This window comes from Cellulosimicrobium sp. PMB13, from assembly GCF_051294865.1.
In the GTDB taxonomy this organism is placed as follows: Bacteria; Actinomycetota; Actinomycetes; order Actinomycetales; family Cellulomonadaceae; genus Cellulosimicrobium.
The window spans coordinates 1,418,157-1,436,293 of sequence record NZ_CP145910.1; the positions used below are offsets into that span (position 1 = coordinate 1,418,157).

At 75.4% G+C, this 18,137-nt stretch carries 16 protein-coding genes; 10 read left to right on the forward strand and 6 right to left on the reverse strand.

What is annotated here, in order from left to right; all coding sequences use genetic code 11:
• The first annotated feature begins 61 nt into the window (after positions 1-61).
• The 3 genes from V5D56_RS06590 to V5D56_RS06600 are packed head-to-tail and all read left to right on the forward strand — an operon-like array spanning position 62 to position 3,398.
• Positions 62-823: an ABC transporter ATP-binding protein gene (locus V5D56_RS06590; protein ID WP_435738249.1), complete on the forward strand. Its 762-nt coding sequence runs from the start codon at positions 62-64 to the stop codon at positions 821-823.
• Entirely contained in the window at positions 823-1,602 is a 780-nt protein-coding gene (locus tag V5D56_RS06595; RefSeq protein WP_435738250.1) for a hypothetical protein, read from the forward strand. Before V5D56_RS06590 ends, V5D56_RS06595 begins: the two co-directional genes overlap by 1 nt.
• Positions 1,599-3,398: an ABC transporter ATP-binding protein gene (locus V5D56_RS06600; RefSeq protein ID WP_435738251.1), complete on the forward strand. Its 1,800-nt coding sequence runs from the start codon at positions 1,599-1,601 to the stop codon at positions 3,396-3,398. The genes V5D56_RS06595 and V5D56_RS06600 overlap by 4 nt, the downstream gene beginning before the upstream one ends.
• A gap of 21 nt (positions 3,399-3,419) precedes the next feature.
• On the opposite strand, the gene V5D56_RS06605 is transcribed toward V5D56_RS06600, so the two are convergent.
• Positions 3,420-4,463 carry an alpha/beta hydrolase gene (locus V5D56_RS06605; RefSeq protein WP_435738252.1) on the reverse strand — a complete coding sequence of 348 codons (1,044 nt, stop codon included), beginning with the start codon at positions 4,461-4,463 and terminating at the stop codon, positions 3,420-3,422.
• Positions 4,464-4,485: 22 nt separating this feature from the next.
• On the opposite strand from V5D56_RS06605, the gene V5D56_RS06610 reads away from it, so the two are divergent.
• Entirely contained in the window at positions 4,486-5,565 is a 1,080-nt protein-coding gene (locus V5D56_RS06610; protein ID WP_435738253.1) for an enoyl-CoA hydratase/isomerase family protein, read from the forward strand.
• 203 nt (positions 5,566-5,768) lie between these two features.
• Here V5D56_RS06610 and V5D56_RS06615 read toward each other — a convergent pair whose 3' ends face one another.
• Positions 5,769-7,112 (reverse strand): LppM family (lipo)protein, encoded by a 1,344-nt coding sequence (locus V5D56_RS06615; protein ID WP_435738254.1) that lies wholly within the window; start codon positions 7,110-7,112, stop codon positions 5,769-5,771.
• A gap of 283 nt (positions 7,113-7,395) precedes the next feature.
• Here V5D56_RS06615 and clpB point away from each other — a divergent pair, with 283 nt between their 5' ends.
• From clpB to V5D56_RS06640, 5 genes are all read left to right on the forward strand, one after another.
• Complete coding sequence (gene clpB, locus V5D56_RS06620; protein WP_435738255.1) at positions 7,396-10,020, forward strand: ATP-dependent chaperone ClpB; 2,625 nt, start codon at positions 7,396-7,398, stop codon at positions 10,018-10,020.
• Between the two features lie 150 nt (positions 10,021-10,170).
• On the forward strand, positions 10,171-11,157 hold the full coding sequence (locus tag V5D56_RS06625; protein ID WP_435738256.1) for a diacylglycerol/lipid kinase family protein: 987 nt from the start codon (positions 10,171-10,173) through the stop codon (positions 11,155-11,157).
• A gap of 25 nt (positions 11,158-11,182) precedes the next feature.
• Positions 11,183-11,707, forward strand: coding sequence for a hypothetical protein (locus tag V5D56_RS06630; RefSeq protein WP_435738257.1), 525 nt, complete (start codon positions 11,183-11,185; stop codon positions 11,705-11,707).
• Between the two features lie 71 nt (positions 11,708-11,778).
• Positions 11,779-12,540 carry a UdgX family uracil-DNA binding protein gene (locus V5D56_RS06635; protein WP_435738258.1) on the forward strand — a complete coding sequence of 254 codons (762 nt, stop codon included), beginning with the start codon at positions 11,779-11,781 and terminating at the stop codon, positions 12,538-12,540.
• Positions 12,537-13,256, forward strand: coding sequence for a YqjF family protein (locus tag V5D56_RS06640; protein WP_435738259.1), 720 nt, complete (start codon positions 12,537-12,539; stop codon positions 13,254-13,256). The genes V5D56_RS06635 and V5D56_RS06640 overlap by 4 nt, the downstream gene beginning before the upstream one ends.
• A gap of 7 nt (positions 13,257-13,263) precedes the next feature.
• Here the strand turns inward: V5D56_RS06640 and V5D56_RS06645 are convergent, their stop codons facing one another.
• From V5D56_RS06645 to V5D56_RS06660, 4 genes are all read right to left on the reverse strand, one after another.
• Entirely contained in the window at positions 13,264-13,923 is a 660-nt protein-coding gene (locus tag V5D56_RS06645; protein ID WP_435738260.1) for a response regulator, read from the reverse strand.
• Positions 13,920-15,305: a sensor histidine kinase gene (locus V5D56_RS06650; protein ID WP_435738261.1), complete on the reverse strand. Its 1,386-nt coding sequence runs from the start codon at positions 15,303-15,305 to the stop codon at positions 13,920-13,922. The genes V5D56_RS06645 and V5D56_RS06650 overlap by 4 nt, the downstream gene beginning before the upstream one ends.
• Positions 15,306-15,394: 89 nt before the next feature.
• Positions 15,395-16,267 carry a hypothetical protein gene (locus tag V5D56_RS06655; RefSeq protein ID WP_435738262.1) on the reverse strand — a complete coding sequence of 291 codons (873 nt, stop codon included), beginning with the start codon at positions 16,265-16,267 and terminating at the stop codon, positions 15,395-15,397.
• On the reverse strand, positions 16,267-16,980 hold the full coding sequence (locus tag V5D56_RS06660) for an ABC transporter ATP-binding protein (protein ID WP_435738263.1): 714 nt from the start codon (positions 16,978-16,980) through the stop codon (positions 16,267-16,269). Before V5D56_RS06660 ends, V5D56_RS06655 begins: the two co-directional genes overlap by 1 nt.
• Positions 16,981-17,271: 291 nt before the next feature.
• Between V5D56_RS06660 and V5D56_RS06665 the strand changes: the two genes are divergently transcribed.
• Entirely contained in the window at positions 17,272-18,111 is an 840-nt protein-coding gene (locus V5D56_RS06665) for a peptidoglycan-binding domain-containing protein (protein ID WP_435738264.1), read from the forward strand.
• Positions 18,112-18,137 lie beyond the last annotated feature (26 nt).

The following is an 18,137-nucleotide window of genomic DNA, read 5'->3' on the forward strand; positions in this document are numbered from 1 at the left end:
CCCGGCGCCGCACCGCGGCCCACCACCACGCACCGCACGACCGACGGAGACGGAGCAGCAGATGATCGAGGTAGCGGGGCTCACCAAGAGCTTCCGGGGAAAGACGGCGGTGGACGCGGTGGGGTTCGCCGCGACCCCCGGCCGGGTGACGGGTCTGCTGGGACCGAACGGGGCGGGCAAGTCCACGACGATGCGCCTGATCCTCGGTCTCGACACCGCGGACGCCGGGACGGCGCTCGTCACGGGCCGGCCCTTCCGGTCGCTGCGCCGGCCGCTGACCGTCGTCGGTGCGCAGTTCGACGGCTCGGGCGCGCACCGGGGCCGCACGGCGCGCGCGCACCTGCGCTGGGTGGCGCAGAGCAACGGGATCTCCCGGGACCGCGTCGCGACGGTGCTCGAGACGGTCGGCCTCACGTCGGTCGCGGGCAAGCGCGTCGGGACGTTCTCGCTCGGCATGGGCCAGCGGCTGGGCATCGCGACGGCCCTGCTCGGCGACCCGGAGGTGCTCGTCCTCGACGAGCCCACGAACGGCCTGGACCCCGAGGGCATCCGCTGGATCCGGGGGTTCCTGCGGTCGCTGGCCGACGACGGTCGCACCGTCCTCGTGTCGAGCCACCACATGACGGAGATGCAGTCGATCGCGGACGACCTCGTCGTCATGGCGCGAGGGCGCGTCGTGCAGCAGGGCACGACGGCGGACCTGCTCGCCGGGCACCCGGACCTGGAGACCGCGTACTTCGAGTGGACGGACGGCGGGGGAGAGTTCGCGGGGCAGCAGCCCGCGCGCCGCGGTCCCACCGGCACGGGACGGGGGGAGCGGTGATGGCGCGCTGGCGCGACGTCCTCGTCTCGGAGCTCACGAAGCTCCTCACCCTGCGCTCGGTCTGGGTCACGCTCCTCGTCACGGCGGTGTGCATGGTCGGGCTCGCGTGGGTCTCGGCGCCCTCCGTGGGCGAGGGCATCGCGTCCGGCGACCCGGACCTCGCGCCCGGGACCGTCGCCGAGACGGTGGGGCTCGAGTTCGTGCTCCTCGGGCAGATCGGCGTGATCGTCGCGGGGGTCATGGCGGCGGGCAGCGAGCAGACGTCGGGGCAGATCAAGACCTCCCTCGTCGCCGTCCCGGCCCGCACCGGGCTGCTCGTCGTCAAGGCGACGGCGCTCCTCCTCGTGACGCTCGTCGTCGGGATCGTGACGATCCCCGCGGTGAGCCTCGTGAGCCAGGTCGGCCTGGGTGACGTCGGCGTGATCGACGGCGGCGTGCCCACGAGCCTCGTGCTGCGGTGGGTCGGCGCCCTGGCCTACTGGGTCGGCATCGCCCTCGTGTCGTTCGCGCTCACGGTGGTCCTGCGCCAGGTCCTCCTGCCGCTGTTCGTCCTCGTCGCAGTGTCGCAGCTCTCCCTCATGCTCGTCGTGCTCACGCCCGCGTCGCGCTTCCTGCCGACCGTCGCCGGGGTGCAGCTCTTCGACCCGACGACCATCACCGCCGCGTTCCCCGCCGCGGCGCTCACGCCCGCCGCGGCCGCGACGTGCCTCGCGGCGTGGGTGCTCGTGCTCCTCGTCGCCGCGACGTGGCTGTTCCGCACCCGGGACGTGCGCGCATGAGCGCCCCGGCCACGGCGCCCGCGCGCCCGGTCGCCCCGGCCGCGGCCGTCGTCCCGACCCGCCGTGCGCGGCTGCGCGACCTGTTCGGCCACGTCGCCGAGCAGCGCGGCATCGTCCTCGTCGTCGTGGTCCTCAGCGTCGTCTCCGCCGGTGTGGCGCTGTGCCAGCCGCTGCTCGTCGGGGAGGTGATCGACCGCGTGGGCGACGGCACGCCGCTCGGCGCGCTGCCGTGGGTGCTCGCCGCGTTCGTCCTCGTCGGCGGGGTGCTCGGCGGTGTCCAGCAGTACCTCGTGCAGCGCACCGCGGAGGGTGTGATCCGCTCGTCGCGGCGACAGCTCGTCGGGCACATCCTGCGGCTCCCCGTCGCCGAGGTCGACCGGCGTCGCGTGGGCGACCTCGTCTCGCGCGTGAGCAACGACACGACGGTCGTGCGCAACATGCTCAGCCAGGGGTTCGTCGAGTCCGTCGCGGGCGTGTTCACGCTCGTGGGCGCGATCGTCGCCATGGTCCTGCTGGACCCGCTGCTCCTGCTGGTCGCCCTCGTCGTGTCGGTGCTCGCCGTCGTGGTGGTCGTCGGCGTCACGCAGCGCATCGAGCGCGCGAGCCTGGGCCTGCAGGACGCCGTCGGCTCGCTCTCCGCGGCGGTCGACCGCGCCGTGCGCGCCCTGCGCACGATCCGGGCGGCGAACGCGACGGAGGCCGAGGTCGAGCGGGTCGGGGAGGAGACGGAGAAGGCGTGGCGCGTCGGGCTCGCGGTCGCCCGGGTCACCGCGCTCGTCGCTCCCGTGTCGAGCATCGCGATGCAGGTGACGTTCCTGTCCGTCCTCGGGCTCGGCGGGCTGCGGGTCGCCTCGGGCGCGCTCTCCGTGGCCGAGCTCGTCTCGTTCATCCTCTTCCTGTTCCTCCTCATCATGCCGCTGGGACAGCTCTTCGGGACCGTCAGCGCGATCGGCGAGGCGCTCGGCGGGCTCTCGCGCATCCACGAGGTCCTCGACCTCGAGGCGGAGGACGACACGGCGGGAGACCTCGCGGCTGCGTCGCGCGTCGGGGCGCTGCCCCGGCTCGAGCTCGACGGCGTCTCCTTCTCCTACCGCGCGGAGGGCGACGACGCGCCGCGGCAGGTTCTCGACGACGTCTCCTTCACCGTCCGGCCCGGGCAGCGTGTCGCGCTCGTCGGGCCGTCGGGGGCGGGGAAGTCCACCGTCCTGTCGCTCCTGGTGCGCTTCTTCGACCCCGACTCCGGGGCGGTCCGCCTCGACGGGGTCGACCTGCGCGATCTTCCGCGCCGCGTGGTCCGCGCCCGCATGGGCTACGTCGAGCAGGACGCCCCGGTGCTCGCCGGGACGCTGCGCGACAACCTGACGATCGCCGCGCCCGACGCCGACGACGACGCGTGCCGGCGCGCGCTCGCGGCCGTCAACCTGGAGGGCGTGGTCGACCGGTCACCGCTCGGGCTCGACGCCGAGGTGGGGGAGGGCGGCGTGCTCCTGTCCGGCGGCGAGCGGCAGCGACTCGCCGTCGCACGCGCGATGCTCGGTCGCCCCGGGGTGCTGCTGCTCGACGAGTCGACGTCGAACCTCGACGGGCTCAACGAGCTGCAGGTGCGCGAGCACATCGACACCGTCGCGGCCGGGTGCACGCTCCTCGTCGTGGCGCACCGGCTCGCGACGGTCGTCGACTCGGACCTCATCCTCGTCGTGGACTCCGGCCGGCTCGTCGCGAGCGGCACGCACGCCGAGCTCGTGCGGTCGTCGGAGCTCTACCGGCGCCTGGCCGAGCACCAGCTCATCGCGTAGTCGGTCGGGGTCGGGCCGGGGTCAGGCGCGGGCGTCGAGCCAGTCGAGGACCTCGGCCAGGTAGGTCGACCGGGCGGGCTCGGGGGAGAGCGCGAGGTCGTGCGCGCCGCCCTCCACGGTCACGACCGTCACGTCGTCACCGAGGCGCCGCGCGCGCGACGTGATGTGCCCGACGTCCAGCACGGAGTCCGTCGTGAGCAGCTCCTCGTGCCACCCGGCGGCCGGGCCGCTGCGGGCCGACGCGAGGACGAGCACCGGGCAGTCGATCGAGAGACCCCGCGCGAGGCGCGCCTGCGACCGGCGCACGCTGCGTATGAAGCCGGCCCGCGCGGGGAACCCCTCGAGCGGCTTCCAGGCGAGGTCGAAGTCCCACTCGCCGCCCGTGCTCGCGTGCAGCGCCCGCGGCCAGTTCTGGTCCAGGTGCCCGACGACGAGCCGCGGCGCGAACCGCCCCACGACGTCGATCGTCCACGTCACCGGCCCGCGGAAGAACCACGACCTGTTGAGGTCGAACCACGGGCTGTTGAGCACGAGGGCGTCGAGCACCCCGGGCCGGGCGTCGGCCCACAGGCTCGCGACGAGCCCGCCCGTCGAGTGGCCGAGCACGACCAGGCGGTCGTGGCCCTCGGCCCGGACGGCGTGCGCCGCGGCGTCGAGGTCGCGGGCGTAGACGGCGAGGTCGGTGACGAAGTTCGGGTCGTCGTCGGGCCGGGACGGCGCACCCGACCCCCGTCCGACCGACCGCCCGTACCCGCGCAGGTCGAGCGCGTAGAACCGGTAGCCGCGCGCCTCGAACGCCTCGGCGACGTGGGTCTGGAAGAAGTAGTCGATGTACCCGTGCACGTACAGCACGGCCGGCCGGTCGGCGGGCCGGGCGTCGGCGGCCTCGCGGTCGGTGGCTTCGCTGTCGGCGGCCTCGCTGTCGGCCGGTTCCGTCGGGAGCCCGACGCCGGGGTGCGCCCGCCGTACGAGGGTCGCCACCGCGCCGTCGGGCAGGGGGAGGTCGCGGGCGACCCAGTCGTCGCCCAGGACGTCGGGGCGCCACTCGTCCGTCGCGGAAGCCATGCCCGACGGTACCGTGACACGGGTGACGAGCCAGATCATCGCGCGCGCCGACGACGCCGTCGGCCACCTGACCCTCGATCGCCCCCGTGCGCTCAACGCGCTCGGCTACGACATGCTCGGCGAGATCGCCGACGTCCTCGACGCATGGCGCGACGACCCCACCGTCCGCGTGCTGCTGCTCGACGGCGCGGGCGACCGCGGCTTCTGCGCGGGCGGCGACATCCGGGAGCTGCACGCGTCGATCGTGGCCGGCCGTGCGGTCGACGCGCGGCGGTACTTCCGCCGCGAGTACGCGGTCGACGCCGCGCTCGCGGAGAGCCCGGTGCCCGTCGTCGCGATCATGGACGGCGTCACGATGGGCGGCGGGGTCGGGCTGGCAGGGCACGCGACCGTGCGGGTGGTCACCGAGCGCTCGCGCATCGCGATGCCCGAGACCCGCATCGGCTTCACGCCGGACGTCGGAGGCTCGTGGCTGCTCGCGCGGGCGCCCGGGAGGCTCGGCGAGCACCTCGCGCTCGGCGCCGTGACGATGGACGGCGCCGACGCGATCCACGCCGGGTTCGCCGACCACTACGTGCCGACGGAGCGGCTCGTGCTGCTGCACGAGGACCTCGTGGCCCTCGCGACGGCGGGCGTCGACCCGCTCGACGCCCAGGCCGTGCACGCCGTGGCGCTGCGGCACGCGGTCGTGCCACCGCCGTCGGCGCTCGCGGCCCGGCAGGAGCGGGTGGACCGCTGCTACGACGAGGCGACGGTGCCCCGGATCGTCGCGGCGCTGCGTGCGGAGGCCGACGCGGGTGACGAGGCGGCCGCCGCCGAGGCGGACGAGCTCGAGTCGCTGTCCCCGACCGCCGTGACCGTCGCGCTCGCCGCCGTCCGCAGCGCGCGGGGGCTCACCGACCTGCGGTCCGCCCTCGAGCAGGAGTACGGCCTCGTCGCGTGGTTCGTCGACACGCAGCCGGACCTCGTCGAGGGGATCCGCGCCCAGGTCGTGGACAAGGACCGCAACCCCTCGTGGTCGCCGGGATCGCTGGCGGACGTCGACCCGGGCCTCGGCGACGTCGCGCTCGCGTACCGTCCGGCCGAACCCCTCTGGGGCTGACCGGAGGCCCGGTGCGGTCCCGGCGTACCTGCGCGGCGGTCCGCGAGAGAACCGCAGGCCGCGAGAGAGAGCCGCAGGCCGCGAGAGAGAGCCGCAGGCCGCGAGAGAGAGCCGCAGGCCGCGAGAGAGAACCCGGCGGGTTCTACGTCGCGGCCTGCGGTCCTACGTCGCGACGGCAGTGCTACGTCGCGACAGGCGAGCCGTCAGCTCGGAGGACGCAGCCTCGTGGCGTCGTCGATCTCGTCGTCTCCGTCGGGGCCCGAGGGCCCGGGGTCCGACGCCGCGGGGCCCGGCTGCGGCGGGAGCGGCTGGGTCGGGGCGGGCGGCACCGGGCCGGCCTGCGGAGGCAGCGGCTGCGTGGGCGCGGGACCCTGCTGGTACGGCGTCGTCGGCGCCTGCTGCGGGTGACCCGGTGCGCCGGGGTATCCCGGCTGCTGGCCCTGCGGCGGCGCGTACGGACCCTGCGGGGCACCTGGCCGGCCGGGCTGCTGACCCGGCGCGGGCGGGTACTGCCCAGCCTGTCCCTGCGGGCCGGGCTGCTGGCCCGGGTAGCCGCCCGGCTGCGGCGGTGGGAACTGGCCAGGACGAGCCTGCTGGCCGGGGTACCCGCCGCCGGGACCGCCCTGCGGCGGGTACTGGCCCGGCTGTCCCTGCGGCCCCGGGTAGGCAGCGGGCGGGTACTGACCGGGCTGACCGGGGTACTGGCCCTGCGGGGCGCCCGGCTGACCGGGGTACTGGCCGGCGGGGCCCTGCGGGGCGCCCGGCTGACCGGGGTAGCCGCTCTGGGCGAAGCCGGCGTTGCCGTCCTGGGCGTCGGGCTTCTTCCGCAGCACCAGCCACAGCACGAGGCCGATGATCCCGAGCAGCAGGATCCCCCCGACCAGCCCGACGATCCACCAGGGGAAGTCGGAGCCCTCGTCGCTGTCCGAGTCCGCCGACGAGCCCGCGGTGCTGTCGTCCGTGCTGTCGCCCGTGCCGTCGTCGGACCCGTCGGTCGAGCCGTCCGTGGTGCCGTCGCCCGGGTCCGCCGCGGCGCCGCCGGCGACCGCCGACCCGCGGGCCGAGATCTCGGTCACCTCGCCCATCACGGGCGTCCACGTCACCGTGTTCCCGTCCACCTGCCCGTTGGTCTCGCCGACCTCGCCGGGGAACGTGATGGAGATGCTGAACTCGAAGCCCTCCATCATCTGGCGGGTCATCTCGTCCGACTCCGGGTCGGTGCCGTCGAGGCCCAGCTCCTGGTCGGACATGTCCATCGAGCCGCTCACGACGAACTCGTCGCCCTCGCGCGTGATGGAGAGCTCGTCGGTGGCCCCGGTCGACATGTCGGCGATCGGCTGGCCGCTGTAGGTCATCCGCGTGCCGGTGTAGCCGTCCTCGGCGTAGGGCTCCTGCGTCGCCCCCGGCGGGAGGTCGCCCTCCATCTCCGAGCCCATCTGGTCCCAGAGGGCCTGCGGGTCCTGGCCCAGCGCCTCCGCCGTCTCGTCGGAGATCGCCATGACGATCGTCCCGTCGGCGGTGTCGTCCTCGTTGAGCGTGAGATCCATGTCGATCTTCATGCACCCCGCGAGGAAGAGTGCGAGAGTGGCGAGGAGGGCGCCGAGTCCGAGTCGTCTGCGCAGCGGCGAGGGGTTCACCCGCCCAGCATGTCGCGGATCCGTCACCAGGGCGAGGGTCGATGCCGATTTGAGACGAACGTCCGGAGACTTCATCCGTCCCGTCCCGCGGGCCTGGAGGTCCGGCGAGCCAGCGAAGTTGAGCGGAATACACTCAACTTGAGGACCGTTCCACTGGTCAGACCCTGTCCCCTGATCAACCACCGGAGCACCGATGGAGACGAAGTTCACCACGATGTCGCAGCAGGCGATCGGCGACGCGATCCAGACCGCCACCGCTGCCGGCAACCCCCAGCTCGAGCCGACCCACCTCCTGGCCGCGCTGCTCGCGCAGGACGGCGGCGTCGCCGTCGGGCTGCTCGACGCGGTCGGCGCCGACAAGCAGGCGATCGGCCAGCGGCTGCGCGCCGCGCTCGTCGCGCTGCCCACGGCGAGCGGCTCCGCCGTCGCGCAGCCCCAGCCGTCCCGGGCCACGTCCGCCGTGCTCGAGAACGCGGCGAAGGAGGCGCAGGGCCTCGGCGACGAGTACGTGTCGACCGAGCACCTGCTCATCGGCCTTGCGGCGGGGTCGTCCCAGGCCGCGACGATCCTCCAGCAGGCGGGCGCCCCGGCCGACGCGCTGCGCTCGGCGCTGCCCGCGGTCCGGGGCGGCGCGCGGGTCACGAGCCCGAACCCCGAGGGCACGTACAAGGCTCTCGAGCAGTACGGCACCGACCTCACGGCCGCGGCCGCCGACGGCCGGCTCGACCCGGTGATCGGTCGCGACTCCGAGATCCGCCGCGTGGTCCAGGTGCTGTCGCGCCGCACGAAGAACAACCCCGTCCTCATCGGCGAGCCCGGCGTCGGCAAGACGGCCGTCGTCGAGGGCCTCGCGCAGCGCATCGTCGCGGGGGACGTCCCGACGTCGCTCCAGGGCAAGCGCCTCATCTCGCTGGACCTCGCGAGCATGGTCGCGGGCGCGAAGTACCGCGGCGAGTTCGAGGAGCGGCTGAAGGCCGTCCTCGAGGAGATCCGCTCGTCCGACGGCGAGGTCGTCACCTTCATCGACGAGCTGCACACCGTCGTCGGCGCCGGTGCGGGCGGAGAAGGTGCCATGGACGCGGGCAACATGCTCAAGCCCATGCTCGCGCGCGGCGAGCTGCGGCTCGTCGGCGCCACGACGCTCGACGAGTACCGCGAGCACGTGGAGAAGGACCCGGCGCTCGAGCGTCGCTTCCAGCAGGTCTTCGTGGGCGAGCCGTCGGTCGAGGACACCGTCGCGATCCTGCGCGGGCTCAAGGAGCGGTACGAGGCGCACCACAAGGTGACGATCGCCGACTCCGCCCTCGTCGCGGCCGCGACGCTCTCCGACCGGTACATCACCGGACGCCAGCTCCCCGACAAGGCGATCGACCTCGTCGACGAGGCCGCGTCGCGGCTGCGCATGGAGCTCGACTCGTCGCCCGTCGAGGTCGACGAGCTGCAGCGCGCGGTGACGCGTCTGGAGATGGAGGAGGTCGTGCTCTCCGAGTCGACCGACCCTGCGAGCCTCGAGCGCCTCGAGCGGCTGCGCGCCGATCTGGCCGACCGCCGCGAGGAGCTCGCGTCGCTCACCGCGCGGTGGGAGGCCGAGAAGGCCGGGCACAACCGCGTCGGCGACCTGCGCGCCAAGCTCGACGAGCTGCGCGTCCAGGTCGAGCGCGCGATCCGCGAGGGTGACCTCGAGACGGCCGGTCGCCTGCAGTACGGCGAGATCCCGCAGGTGCAGCGGGAGGTGGACGAGGCCGAGCGCGCGGAGGCCGCGGAGGACGCCGCCGACGCGGTCGACGGCCGGGACACGGCACCGATGATCGCGGACAAGGTCGGCGCGGACGAGATCGCCGAGGTCGTCTCGGCGTGGACCGGCATCCCCGCGGGGCGCATGCTCCAGGGCGAGTCCGAGAAGCTCCTCCACATGGAGGAGGTCATCGGCGAGCGCCTCATCGGGCAGCGTTCCGCGGTGTCCGCCGTGTCCGACGCCGTCCGGCGCTCGCGCGCCGGCGTCTCCGACCCGGACCGACCCACGGGGTCGTTCCTCTTCCTCGGCCCGACGGGTGTCGGCAAGACCGAGCTCGCGAAGTCGCTCGCGGACTTCCTGTTCGACGACGAGCGCGCGATGGTGCGGATCGACATGTCGGAGTACTCCGAGAAGCACTCGGTGGCCCGGCTCGTCGGTGCCCCTCCGGGCTACGTCGGCTACGAGGAGGGTGGTCAGCTCACCGAGGCCGTGCGCCGTCGGCCGTACTCGGTCGTGCTGCTCGACGAGGTCGAGAAGGCGCACCCCGAGGTCTTCGACATCCTGCTCCAGGTGCTCGACGACGGCCGTCTCACCGACGGCCAGGGCCGCACGGTCGACTTCCGCAACGTCCTCCTCGTGCTGACGTCGAACCTGGGCTCGCAGTACCTCGTGGACCCGATGCTCGAGGACTCCGCGAAGCACGAGGCCGTCATGAGCGCCGTCCGCGCCAGCTTCAAGCCGGAGTTCCTCAACCGGCTGGACGACGTCATCGTGTTCGACCCGCTGAACCTCGAGGAGCTGGGCCGGATCGTGGACCTCAGCGTGAAGCATCTCGCGGCCCGTCTCGCCGACCGGCGGATCACGCTCGACGTGACGCCCGCGGCGCGCGAGTGGCTCGCGCTCGAGGGGTTCGACCCCGCCTACGGGGCGCGTCCGCTGCGCCGCCTCGTGCAGCGCGAGATCGGCGACCGCCTCGCGCGGATGCTCCTCGCGGGCGACGTGGCGGACGGTGACGTCGTGCGGGTGGACCGCGATCCCGACGGCGGTGGCCTCGCTCTCGCCACGGAGGTCCTCACCGCCTGACGCCCGGCGACGGTTCGGCGGCTCGGTCGTGTCTTCGGCAGCTCGTGCTGCCGAACCGCGCTCGGGCTGCCGAACCGTGCTCGGGCTGCCGAATCGTCGCGGTGCCCCCTGTCGGTGCGCGGGCGGACGACGATCTCGCCATACTCAGGTGTGCCCCACGACCCGGAGACCTCTGAGACCGTCCAGCCCGCCGCCGAGCAGCGTGAGGACGACCGGCCGCTGCGCTCGGCGGTGATCGTCAACCCGAACCGCGTCGAGGGTCTCGACGAGCTCCGCCAGGAGATCGCCGACACTCTCGCGGAGGCAGGCTGGCCCGAGCCCGCCTGGTTCGACACCACCGCCGAGGACCCGGGGACGGGCCAGGCGCGTCAGGCCGTCGAGGACGGCGCCGAGGTCGTCTTCGTCGCAGGGGGCGACGGCACGGTGCGCGCGTGCATCGAGGGCCTCGCGGGGACGGGCGCGGCGCTCGCGATCCTCCCGGGCGGCACGGGCAACCTGCTCGCGGCGAACCTCGGCATCCCGACGCGTTCCGTCGACGGGATCCGGATCGCGCTCGAGCGCGGGCGCCGGACCATCGACGTCGGCGAGGTCGACGGCCAGGTGTTCGCGATCATGGCCGGGATGGGCCTCGACGCCGCCATGATGGACGACGCCCCGACGGCGCTCAAGGCGCGCGCCGGGTCGATCGCCTACGTGTTCTCGGCCCTCAAGCACCTCGCCGACGACGAGATGCGCCTCGAGGTGACGGTCGACGGCACGACCCGTCGCCGCCGCGCGCGGACCGTCGTGGTGGGCAACGTCGGCCGGCTCCAGGCCGGGACGAACCTCCTGCCCGACGCGGAGCCCGACAACGGCCAGCTCGAGGTCGCGATCATCGCGCCGCGCAGCCTCAAGCACTGGGTCCAGCTGCTGTGGGGCGTGGTGCGCGGGAAGAGCCGGGTGCCGAGCCGTGAGGTCGTGCGCGGCCGGGAGATCTCCGTCGTCTCCGACCGGCCTCAGCCCCGACAGCTCGACGGCGACGTCATCGAGCCGTCCGAGCGGCTCGACGTGAGCGTGCGCCCCGACGCGCTCGTGGTGTGCGTCTACCAGCCCGACGAGTCCGAGGACCTCGCCGAGGGTGGTCCGAGGAAGGGCTGACGTCGCGTTCCGGCAGGATGTCCCCATGAGCCAGCCCGAGCCTCCACCCTCCGCGTCTCCGTACGGCGCGGGACCTGGTCCGTACGACGGCGCGGCACACCCGCCCGGCGCGTTCGACGGCGCGGCACACCTGCCTGGCGCGTTCGACGGCGCGGCGTACCCGCCGGGCGCGTACGCCGACGTCCGCTCTCCGTCCGGGCCGGCCGGACCGTCCGGGCCGTCCGCCGCCCCGCCGCGTCGGTCGGGACTCGCGCTCGTGTCGTTCTGGGCCGGTGTCGCGACGGTGCTGGTCGGCGCCGTCTACACCCTCGCGCTGCCCGTCGTGATCCGGTCGATGAGCTTCGCCTCGATGTCGTACGTCACCCTGCAGGCCGGGCACGGCATCCTCTCCGTGGTCCTCGCGCTCGTCGCGGTGGTCACGGGGCTCGTCGTGCTCGTCCGGCGCGCGCCGGGGACGGGCTTCGCCGCCGCGGGCACGGCGCTCGGGGCGGCGGCGCTCCTGAGCGTGGTGCTGGGTCTCCTCCAGGGCGTGCTCCTGCGAGTTCTCTGACGCCTCGCGCCGTCTTGCCCGACCGCGCACGACGACGTGCGAGGCGTCGCGGTCGGGAGCACGGTGGGGCGATGAGCCCGTCCCGCGCAGCGACCGCTCCGCGCCGCCCCGGCGCGCAGGAGTGGGTGCCCGACGGCGCCGCCGCCCGCGACGTCGACGCGCTCACCGGGGCCGTCCAGGGCTGCCGCGGGTGCGAGCTGTGGGCGGACGCGACGCAGGCGGTGTTCTCGCGGGGAGCCGACGACGCGCCGCTCGTCCTCGTGGGCGAGCAGCCGGGCGACCGCGAGGACCGGGAGGGGGAGCCGTTCGTCGGCCCCGCGGGGCGCGTCCTCGCCGACGCGCTCGAGGCGGCCGGGATCGTCCCCGACCGGGTGTACCTCACGAACGCGGTGAAGCACTTCCGGTTCGAGCAGCGGGGGAAGCGCCGTCTGCACAAGACTCCCGACGTCGCGCACGTCCGCGCGTGCCTGCCCTGGCTCGAGGCGGAGGTCGCCGCGGTCCGGCCGCGCGTCGTCGTCGCTCTCGGCGCCACGGCCGCGCGTGCGGTGCTCGGTCGTCCGGCGCGGGTCACCGCGGAGCGAGGGCGCGTCGTCGACCCGGACGACGCCCCGGACGGCGCCCCGCGGGGCGGCGGCGGGGACGGCCCCGCGGGCGGCGCGCGTCGCGGCGCGGACGGGAAGGGTGGAGCGTCGCCGCTCGTGGTCGTCACGACGCACCCCTCGGCGCTGCTGCGCCTGCGCGACCGGTCGGGATGGGACGAGGCGTTCGACGCGCTCGTGTCCGACCTGCGCGTCGCTGCCGAGGCGGCCGGGCTCGGGGCGCGCGGCGCGTGACGAGCGCCGTCCCGGACGCGGCTGTCAGGCTCCCCGCCACGACCCAGCGGTGGGAGGCGCTGAGCTTCCTGCACTGGCCGGTCGACCCGCTCGTGGTGCAGCGCGTGCTGCCCCGCGGCCTGCGGGTCCAGACGTACGACGGCGCGACGTACGTCGGCCTCGTGCCGTTCCGCATGGAGGACGTGCGGCTCGGGCCGCTGCCGGCCGTCCCGCGCTGGTCGACGTTCGGCGAGCTCAACCTGCGTGTCTACGTGCGGGACGCCGCGGGGGGTGAAGGCGTGTGGTTCGACGCGCTCTGGTGCGAGCGCGCCGCGTTCGTCGCGGTGACGCGCGTCGCGGGGGTGCCGTACCACCGGTGTCGTGCGGCGGTGCCCGACGCCACGGGCGACGAGGTCCTGCGGTACCGGTTCGTCTCGACGTCGCGCACCGCGCCCGTGCGGTTCGCCGCCCGGGTGCGGGCGCACGAGGAGGTGGACGCGTCGTCGGGCCTGACGCGGTGGCTCACCGCGCGCTGGGCCGCGTACGCGGTGCGGGCCGGGCGGACATGGCGGATCCCCGTCGAGCACGAGCCGTGGACGCTGCGGCGCGGGAGCGTCGACCGTCTCGCGACCGACGCCCTCCAGCGCCTCGGTCTCTCCCTGCCGGCGGACCCGCCGCTCGTCCACGTCGCCGCCCGGCCGGTCGACGCGCGCCTCGGGATCCCGCGGCTCCCCTGACGCCCGGTCAGGCTCCTGGTGCGACGATCCCGTGCTCGTACGCCCACACGACGAGCTGCACGCGGTCGCGCGCGCCCGTCTTCGTCATGACGCGGCTCAGGTGCGACTTCACCGTGCTCGGCTCGAGGAACAGCGCCGCCGCGATCTCCGCGTTCGACGACCCGCGGCACAGCAGCCCGACGATGTCGTGCTCGCGCGCGGTGAGCAGCCCGGCCGCGCCCTCGTCCCGGGTCGCGGGGGAGCGGCGCCGCGCGAACTCGTCGATGACGCGGCGCGTGAGCGACTGGTCGACGAGCCCGTCGCCGGACGCGACGCGCCGCACGGCCTCGACGAGCACGTCGGGCTCCGCGTCCTTGAGCAGGAACCCGCTCGCGCCCGCCTCGAGCGCACCGAACACGTAGTCGTCGAGGTCGAACGTGCTCACGACGAGCACGGGCACGGGGTCGACGACCTCCGGCCCGGCGAGCGCGCGCGTCGCCGTGATCCCGTCCCCGCCGGGCATGCGCACGTCCATGCACACGACGTCCGGCCGCTCGCGGCGGGCGACGCGCACGGCGTCCGCGCCGTTGGACGCCTCGCCGACGACCTCCAGGCCCTCGCTCTCGAGGATCACGGTGAAGCCGGCGCGCACGACGGCCTGGTCGTCGACGAGCACGACACGGGTCACGGGGTCTCCAGGGTGGTGGGATCGGCAGCGAGGTCGGCTGCGGGCACGGCGGCTGACGCCGGTGCGGAGGTGGGGCCCGTGGTCGCGGTGCGACGCGCGGGAGCGGCGCGCCGGTCCACCGGGCCGGTCCGGGGGACGGTCAGGCGGACGCGCCACGCGCCGTCGGGCCGGAGCCCCGCCACGAGCGTTCCGCCGACCATCGTCGCGCGCTCCGTCATGCCGATGACCCCGTGCCCCGGGGGGTCGCCGTCCGAGCGAGGGCTGCCCGGGGGTACCGCGTTGCGGACGGTGAGCACGAGCTCGGTCTGCCCGTACTCAAGGAGCACCTCGACGGGCCGGCCGGGGCCGTGCCGGCGCGCGTTCGACAGGGCCTCCTGCAGCACCCGGAACACGGTGAGCTGGGCGGTCGGCGACAGGTCCCAGGCGTCGCCGCGCACCTCGTCGCGCACGACGGCGCCGGCCGCCCGCGCGTCGTCGATCAGGGCGGGCAGGTCCGCGAGGGTCGGCTGCGGCGCAGGCTCGGCGTCGCCGGACCCGCGCAGCAGCCCGACGACGAGCCGCAGGTTGTCGAGGGTCTCTCGGCCCTGTGCGCGGATGCGGCGCATCGACTCCTTGGCCCGCTCGGGGTCCCGGTCGACGAGGCGCTCTGCCGCCGCGGCCTGCACGACGATGCCGGACAGGTGGTGGGCGGCGACGTCGTGCAGCTCGCGCGCCATGCGTCCGCGCTCCTCGAGGACGGCGCTCGCGGCCAGGGCCTCGCGCTCGCGCTCGGCGCGCTGCACCCGGTCGTGCAGCTCGGCGAGCAGCGACCGGCGCGTCGCGACGTACTCCCCGACGAGCGCCGCGACGAGGTAGGTCGCGAGCGCGTTGAGCAGCGCGCCGGCCGCCTGCGCGACATAGGCGGCGCCGCTCGTCCCGAGCGTGCCCACCCCGCCGAGCGCGAACAGGACCAGCGCCTGACCGGCGGCCGCGAGGGCCGCGGCGACGAGCCCCCGTCGCCGCGGCGCGTAGGCGCCGGCCGAGTACGCGGCGACGAGCGTCGCCGGCGCCTGGAAGGACAGGTACGACGGGAGGAGGACCAGGAGGGCGACCTGCCCGCCGACCGTGAGGGCGAGGCACGCGACCGGGTACCTGCGCCGGACGACGAGGCACGCCGCCTGCGCGACGAGCACCGCGAGGACGGCGGCGCGCTCGCCCGCCGTGACGACGACGGCGCCCGGGCCCGCGCCGAACGTCGTCCCCGCCTCGGAGGCGACGACCCGCTCGACACCGAGGAAGAGCGCGACGCTCACGAGCGCGACGGCACCGGCGAGGACGGCGTCGCGCCCGCCGTCGGTGCGCACGCCGAGAGCGGCGAGCCAGCGGCGCAGGGTCAGGGTCACGGACGTCTCCGGGGTCGGCGGGCGGGGAGGGCGATGCGCTCACCCTAGGCGGCGTGCTCGCGAGATCGATCTCGTGCACGACCGGCGGATCACACGAGGTCGCGCCGCCGGAACGACAGGGCACCGCTGCCGAGCAGCACGACGACCCACGCGCACAGCCCCGCGAGCGCGGCGGCCACGCCGAACGGCGCGCTCCCGCCGAGCAGCTCGGCGGCGCCCTGACCCGTCGTCGCGAGCGACGCGAGGCCGAGCGGGAGCCACGACGCGGCGGCCGACTGCCCGCCCGAGAGCAGCGTCACGACGGCCTGCACCAGCGGTTCGACGAGTGCCAGCGCCCCGACGGTGACGACGGCCCCGACCTGATGACGCACGAGCGTGCCGACCGCGAGCCCGAACCACGCGAGGAGCACGAGCACGACGAGCCCACGGCCCCAGATGCCGAGGACCTCCGCGGGCGACAGCTCGAGGCGCGCGCCCGGCGTCGTCGCGATCGCGACGAGAAGACCCGCGGCGCTCACGACGGCGAGCGTGACGCCGACGACGAGCGCGACGGTGGCCGTCGCTCCCGCCTTGCCCGCGAGCACGCGGACCCGCGAGGGCTGCACGAGCGCCGTGGGCACGATGCCCCCGGTGCGGAAGTCCGTGGTCACGGCGAGGACGCCGAGCAGCAGCATGCAGACGGCGGTGATCCCGGTCGACCCGCCGCTGCCGCCCCCGGTCGCGAGCACGTCGAGGACGGTCCGCTGGAACGCGGCCTGCGTCGGGTCCGCGAGGGACGAGAGGTCGGGGGCGAGGTCGGCGGGCAGCCCCGAGGCCGCTCCGTCCAGCGACCCGAGGCTCCCGAGGACGCGGGGCAGGGCGACGAGGAAGCCCTGGACGAGCAGCATGCCCGCGAGGGCGACGCCCCCGACGACCCACGCGGCGCGCGTGGTGCGGAGCTTGAGGATCTCGGCGCGGTACATCAGCGGACTCCTTCGGTCGTCGCGGTGAGGTCGAGGTAGTAGTCCTCGAGCGAGCGGTCGCTCACCAGGGCGTCGAGCGGGCCGTCGGCGACGACGCGCCCCTGCCCGATCACGACGAGGTCGTCGGCCACCTGGCGCACCTCGGACAGCACGTGGCTCGCGAGCAGCACGGCGCCGCCGTCGTCGGCGAACCCGCGCAAGAGGTCGCGCAGCCAGCGCATCCCCGCGGGGTCGAGGCCGTTGGCGGGCTCGTCGAGCACGAGCACCTGCGGGTCGCCGAGCAGCGCGGCCGCGAGACCGAGGCGCTGGCGCATGCCGAGCGAGTAGGTGCGCACGCGGCGGTCGGCTGCGGGGGTCATGCCGACGAGCGCGAGCACCTCGTCGACGCGGCGCGCCGGGAGGTGTCCGGCGGCGGCGAGGACGCGCAGGTGGTCGCGCCCCGTGCGGCCCGGGTGCAGGCCCCCGGCGTCCAGCAGCGCGCCGACGGTGCGGGCCGGGTCGGGCAGCTCGTGATAGGCGCGTCCGTGGACGGTCGCGGTGCCGGACGTCGCGGCCGCGAGCCCGAGCAGCACGTGCAGCGTGGTGGTCTTGCCGGCGCCGTTCGGCCCGAGCAGCCCGACGACGCGTCCCGGCTCGACCGCGAAGGTCACGTCGTGGGCGGCGTCGAACGCGCCGAAGGACTTGCGCAGCCCGGTGATCTGGACAGCAGGCACAGCGTCCCCTTCCGGTGGGCCGCACGGGCTCTCCGTGCGGTCCCACCAGGCTCGTCGGCGCGGCCCGGCCGCGTCTTGGGCCGCGCGGGGGAACCCTGCTTGCGACCTCCGGCGGACCCGCCCGGTCACGAGGGCGCGCTCCCCGCTTGCAGGCCGTGCGTCGCCGCAGGTCAGGAGGGCGGGCGTGACAGGCCGGGCGGGCATGGGGCAGTCTGGTGAGCCCGACACGACCGCTCGGCGCGCCGCGTGCTGCGCCGTCCGCCGGTCTCGACCGCGCTGGAAGGAGGCGAGGTGCACCGTCGTCCCGACCTGACCGACGAGTCCCGACCGGGCTCCTCGGACCGCCCCGACGCCACCGGGACGCGCGTCGCGAGCCGCCGCGCGGCCCCTCGCGGGACGCGCGCCGCCCTGCCCTGGGGCGCGGTCGTCGCAGGCGCCGGTGCGGTGACGATCGTCGTCGCGGCGGCCGGGATGGTGGGTGCCGCGACCGGTGGGTCGCCGCCCGTCGTCGTCCCCGCGAGCGCGTCCGAGGACTGGGACGCGGGGTCCGACCCGGCGGTCGTGCCGCGCCCGGACGAGCCGCGTCCCGTCGTCACCCGGATCCCGCCGCCCGAGCCGGTGGACGAGGAGCCGGCGCCGCGTCCGTCGTCGACCACGGACCGGCCGGCCGAGACGCCTGCGGTACCGCCCGTCGCCGAACCGGCCCCCGCGCCGACCGGGAGCGCGCCGACCACCCCCACGCCCGCGGCGACCCCGACCCCGAGCCCTGACCCCACCGCGGAGCCCGACGCCCCGACGGCCACCTGGGTCCAGGAGCGTCTGCGGGTCCACGGGCTCGACGTCGAGGTCACCGGAACCCTGGACGACGCGACCGTCGCCGCGCTGCGCGTCTTCCAGGAGGCGCGCGGCCTCACCGCCGACGGCCGCGTCGGGACGCAGACGCGCGCGGCGCTCGCCGCCGCGCCGCAGGAGTCCGGGGGCGGGGAGGAGACGAGCCCGCCGCCCACGACGGAGCCGACGGAGCCGACGACGCCCACCGAGCCGACCTCCCCCGGCTCCACGACGGACGGCGAGGGTGCTGCCCCGTCGTTGCAGTCCGTGCCGTCCACCGCGGGCGACGGAGCCGACTGACGGTCGACCTGCCGGTCGGCCCCGTC

What these genes read in the sequence shown, in the direction of transcription:
- V5D56_RS06590 (WP_435738249.1), top strand. Translation starts at nt 62, where the DNA reads ATGATCGAGGTAGCGGGGCTCACCAAGAGCTTCCGGGGAAAGACGGCG.
- V5D56_RS06595 (WP_435738250.1), top strand. Translation starts at nt 823, where the DNA reads ATGGCGCGCTGGCGCGACGTCCTCGTCTCGGAGCTCACGAAGCTCCTC.
- V5D56_RS06600 (WP_435738251.1), top strand. Translation starts at nt 1,599, where the DNA reads ATGAGCGCCCCGGCCACGGCGCCCGCGCGCCCGGTCGCCCCGGCCGCG.
- V5D56_RS06605 (WP_435738252.1), bottom strand. Translation starts at nt 4,463, where the DNA reads ATGGCTTCCGCGACGGACGAGTGGCGCCCCGACGTCCTGGGCGACGAC.
- V5D56_RS06615 (WP_435738254.1), bottom strand. Translation starts at nt 7,112, where the DNA reads ATGGATCTCACGCTCAACGAGGACGACACCGCCGACGGGACGATCGTC.
- clpB (WP_435738255.1), top strand. Translation starts at nt 7,396, where the DNA reads ATGGAGACGAAGTTCACCACGATGTCGCAGCAGGCGATCGGCGACGCG.
- V5D56_RS06630 (WP_435738257.1), top strand. Translation starts at nt 11,183, where the DNA reads ATGAGCCAGCCCGAGCCTCCACCCTCCGCGTCTCCGTACGGCGCGGGA.
- V5D56_RS06635 (WP_435738258.1), top strand. Translation starts at nt 11,779, where the DNA reads ATGAGCCCGTCCCGCGCAGCGACCGCTCCGCGCCGCCCCGGCGCGCAG.
- V5D56_RS06655 (WP_435738262.1), bottom strand. Translation starts at nt 16,267, where the DNA reads ATGTACCGCGCCGAGATCCTCAAGCTCCGCACCACGCGCGCCGCGTGG.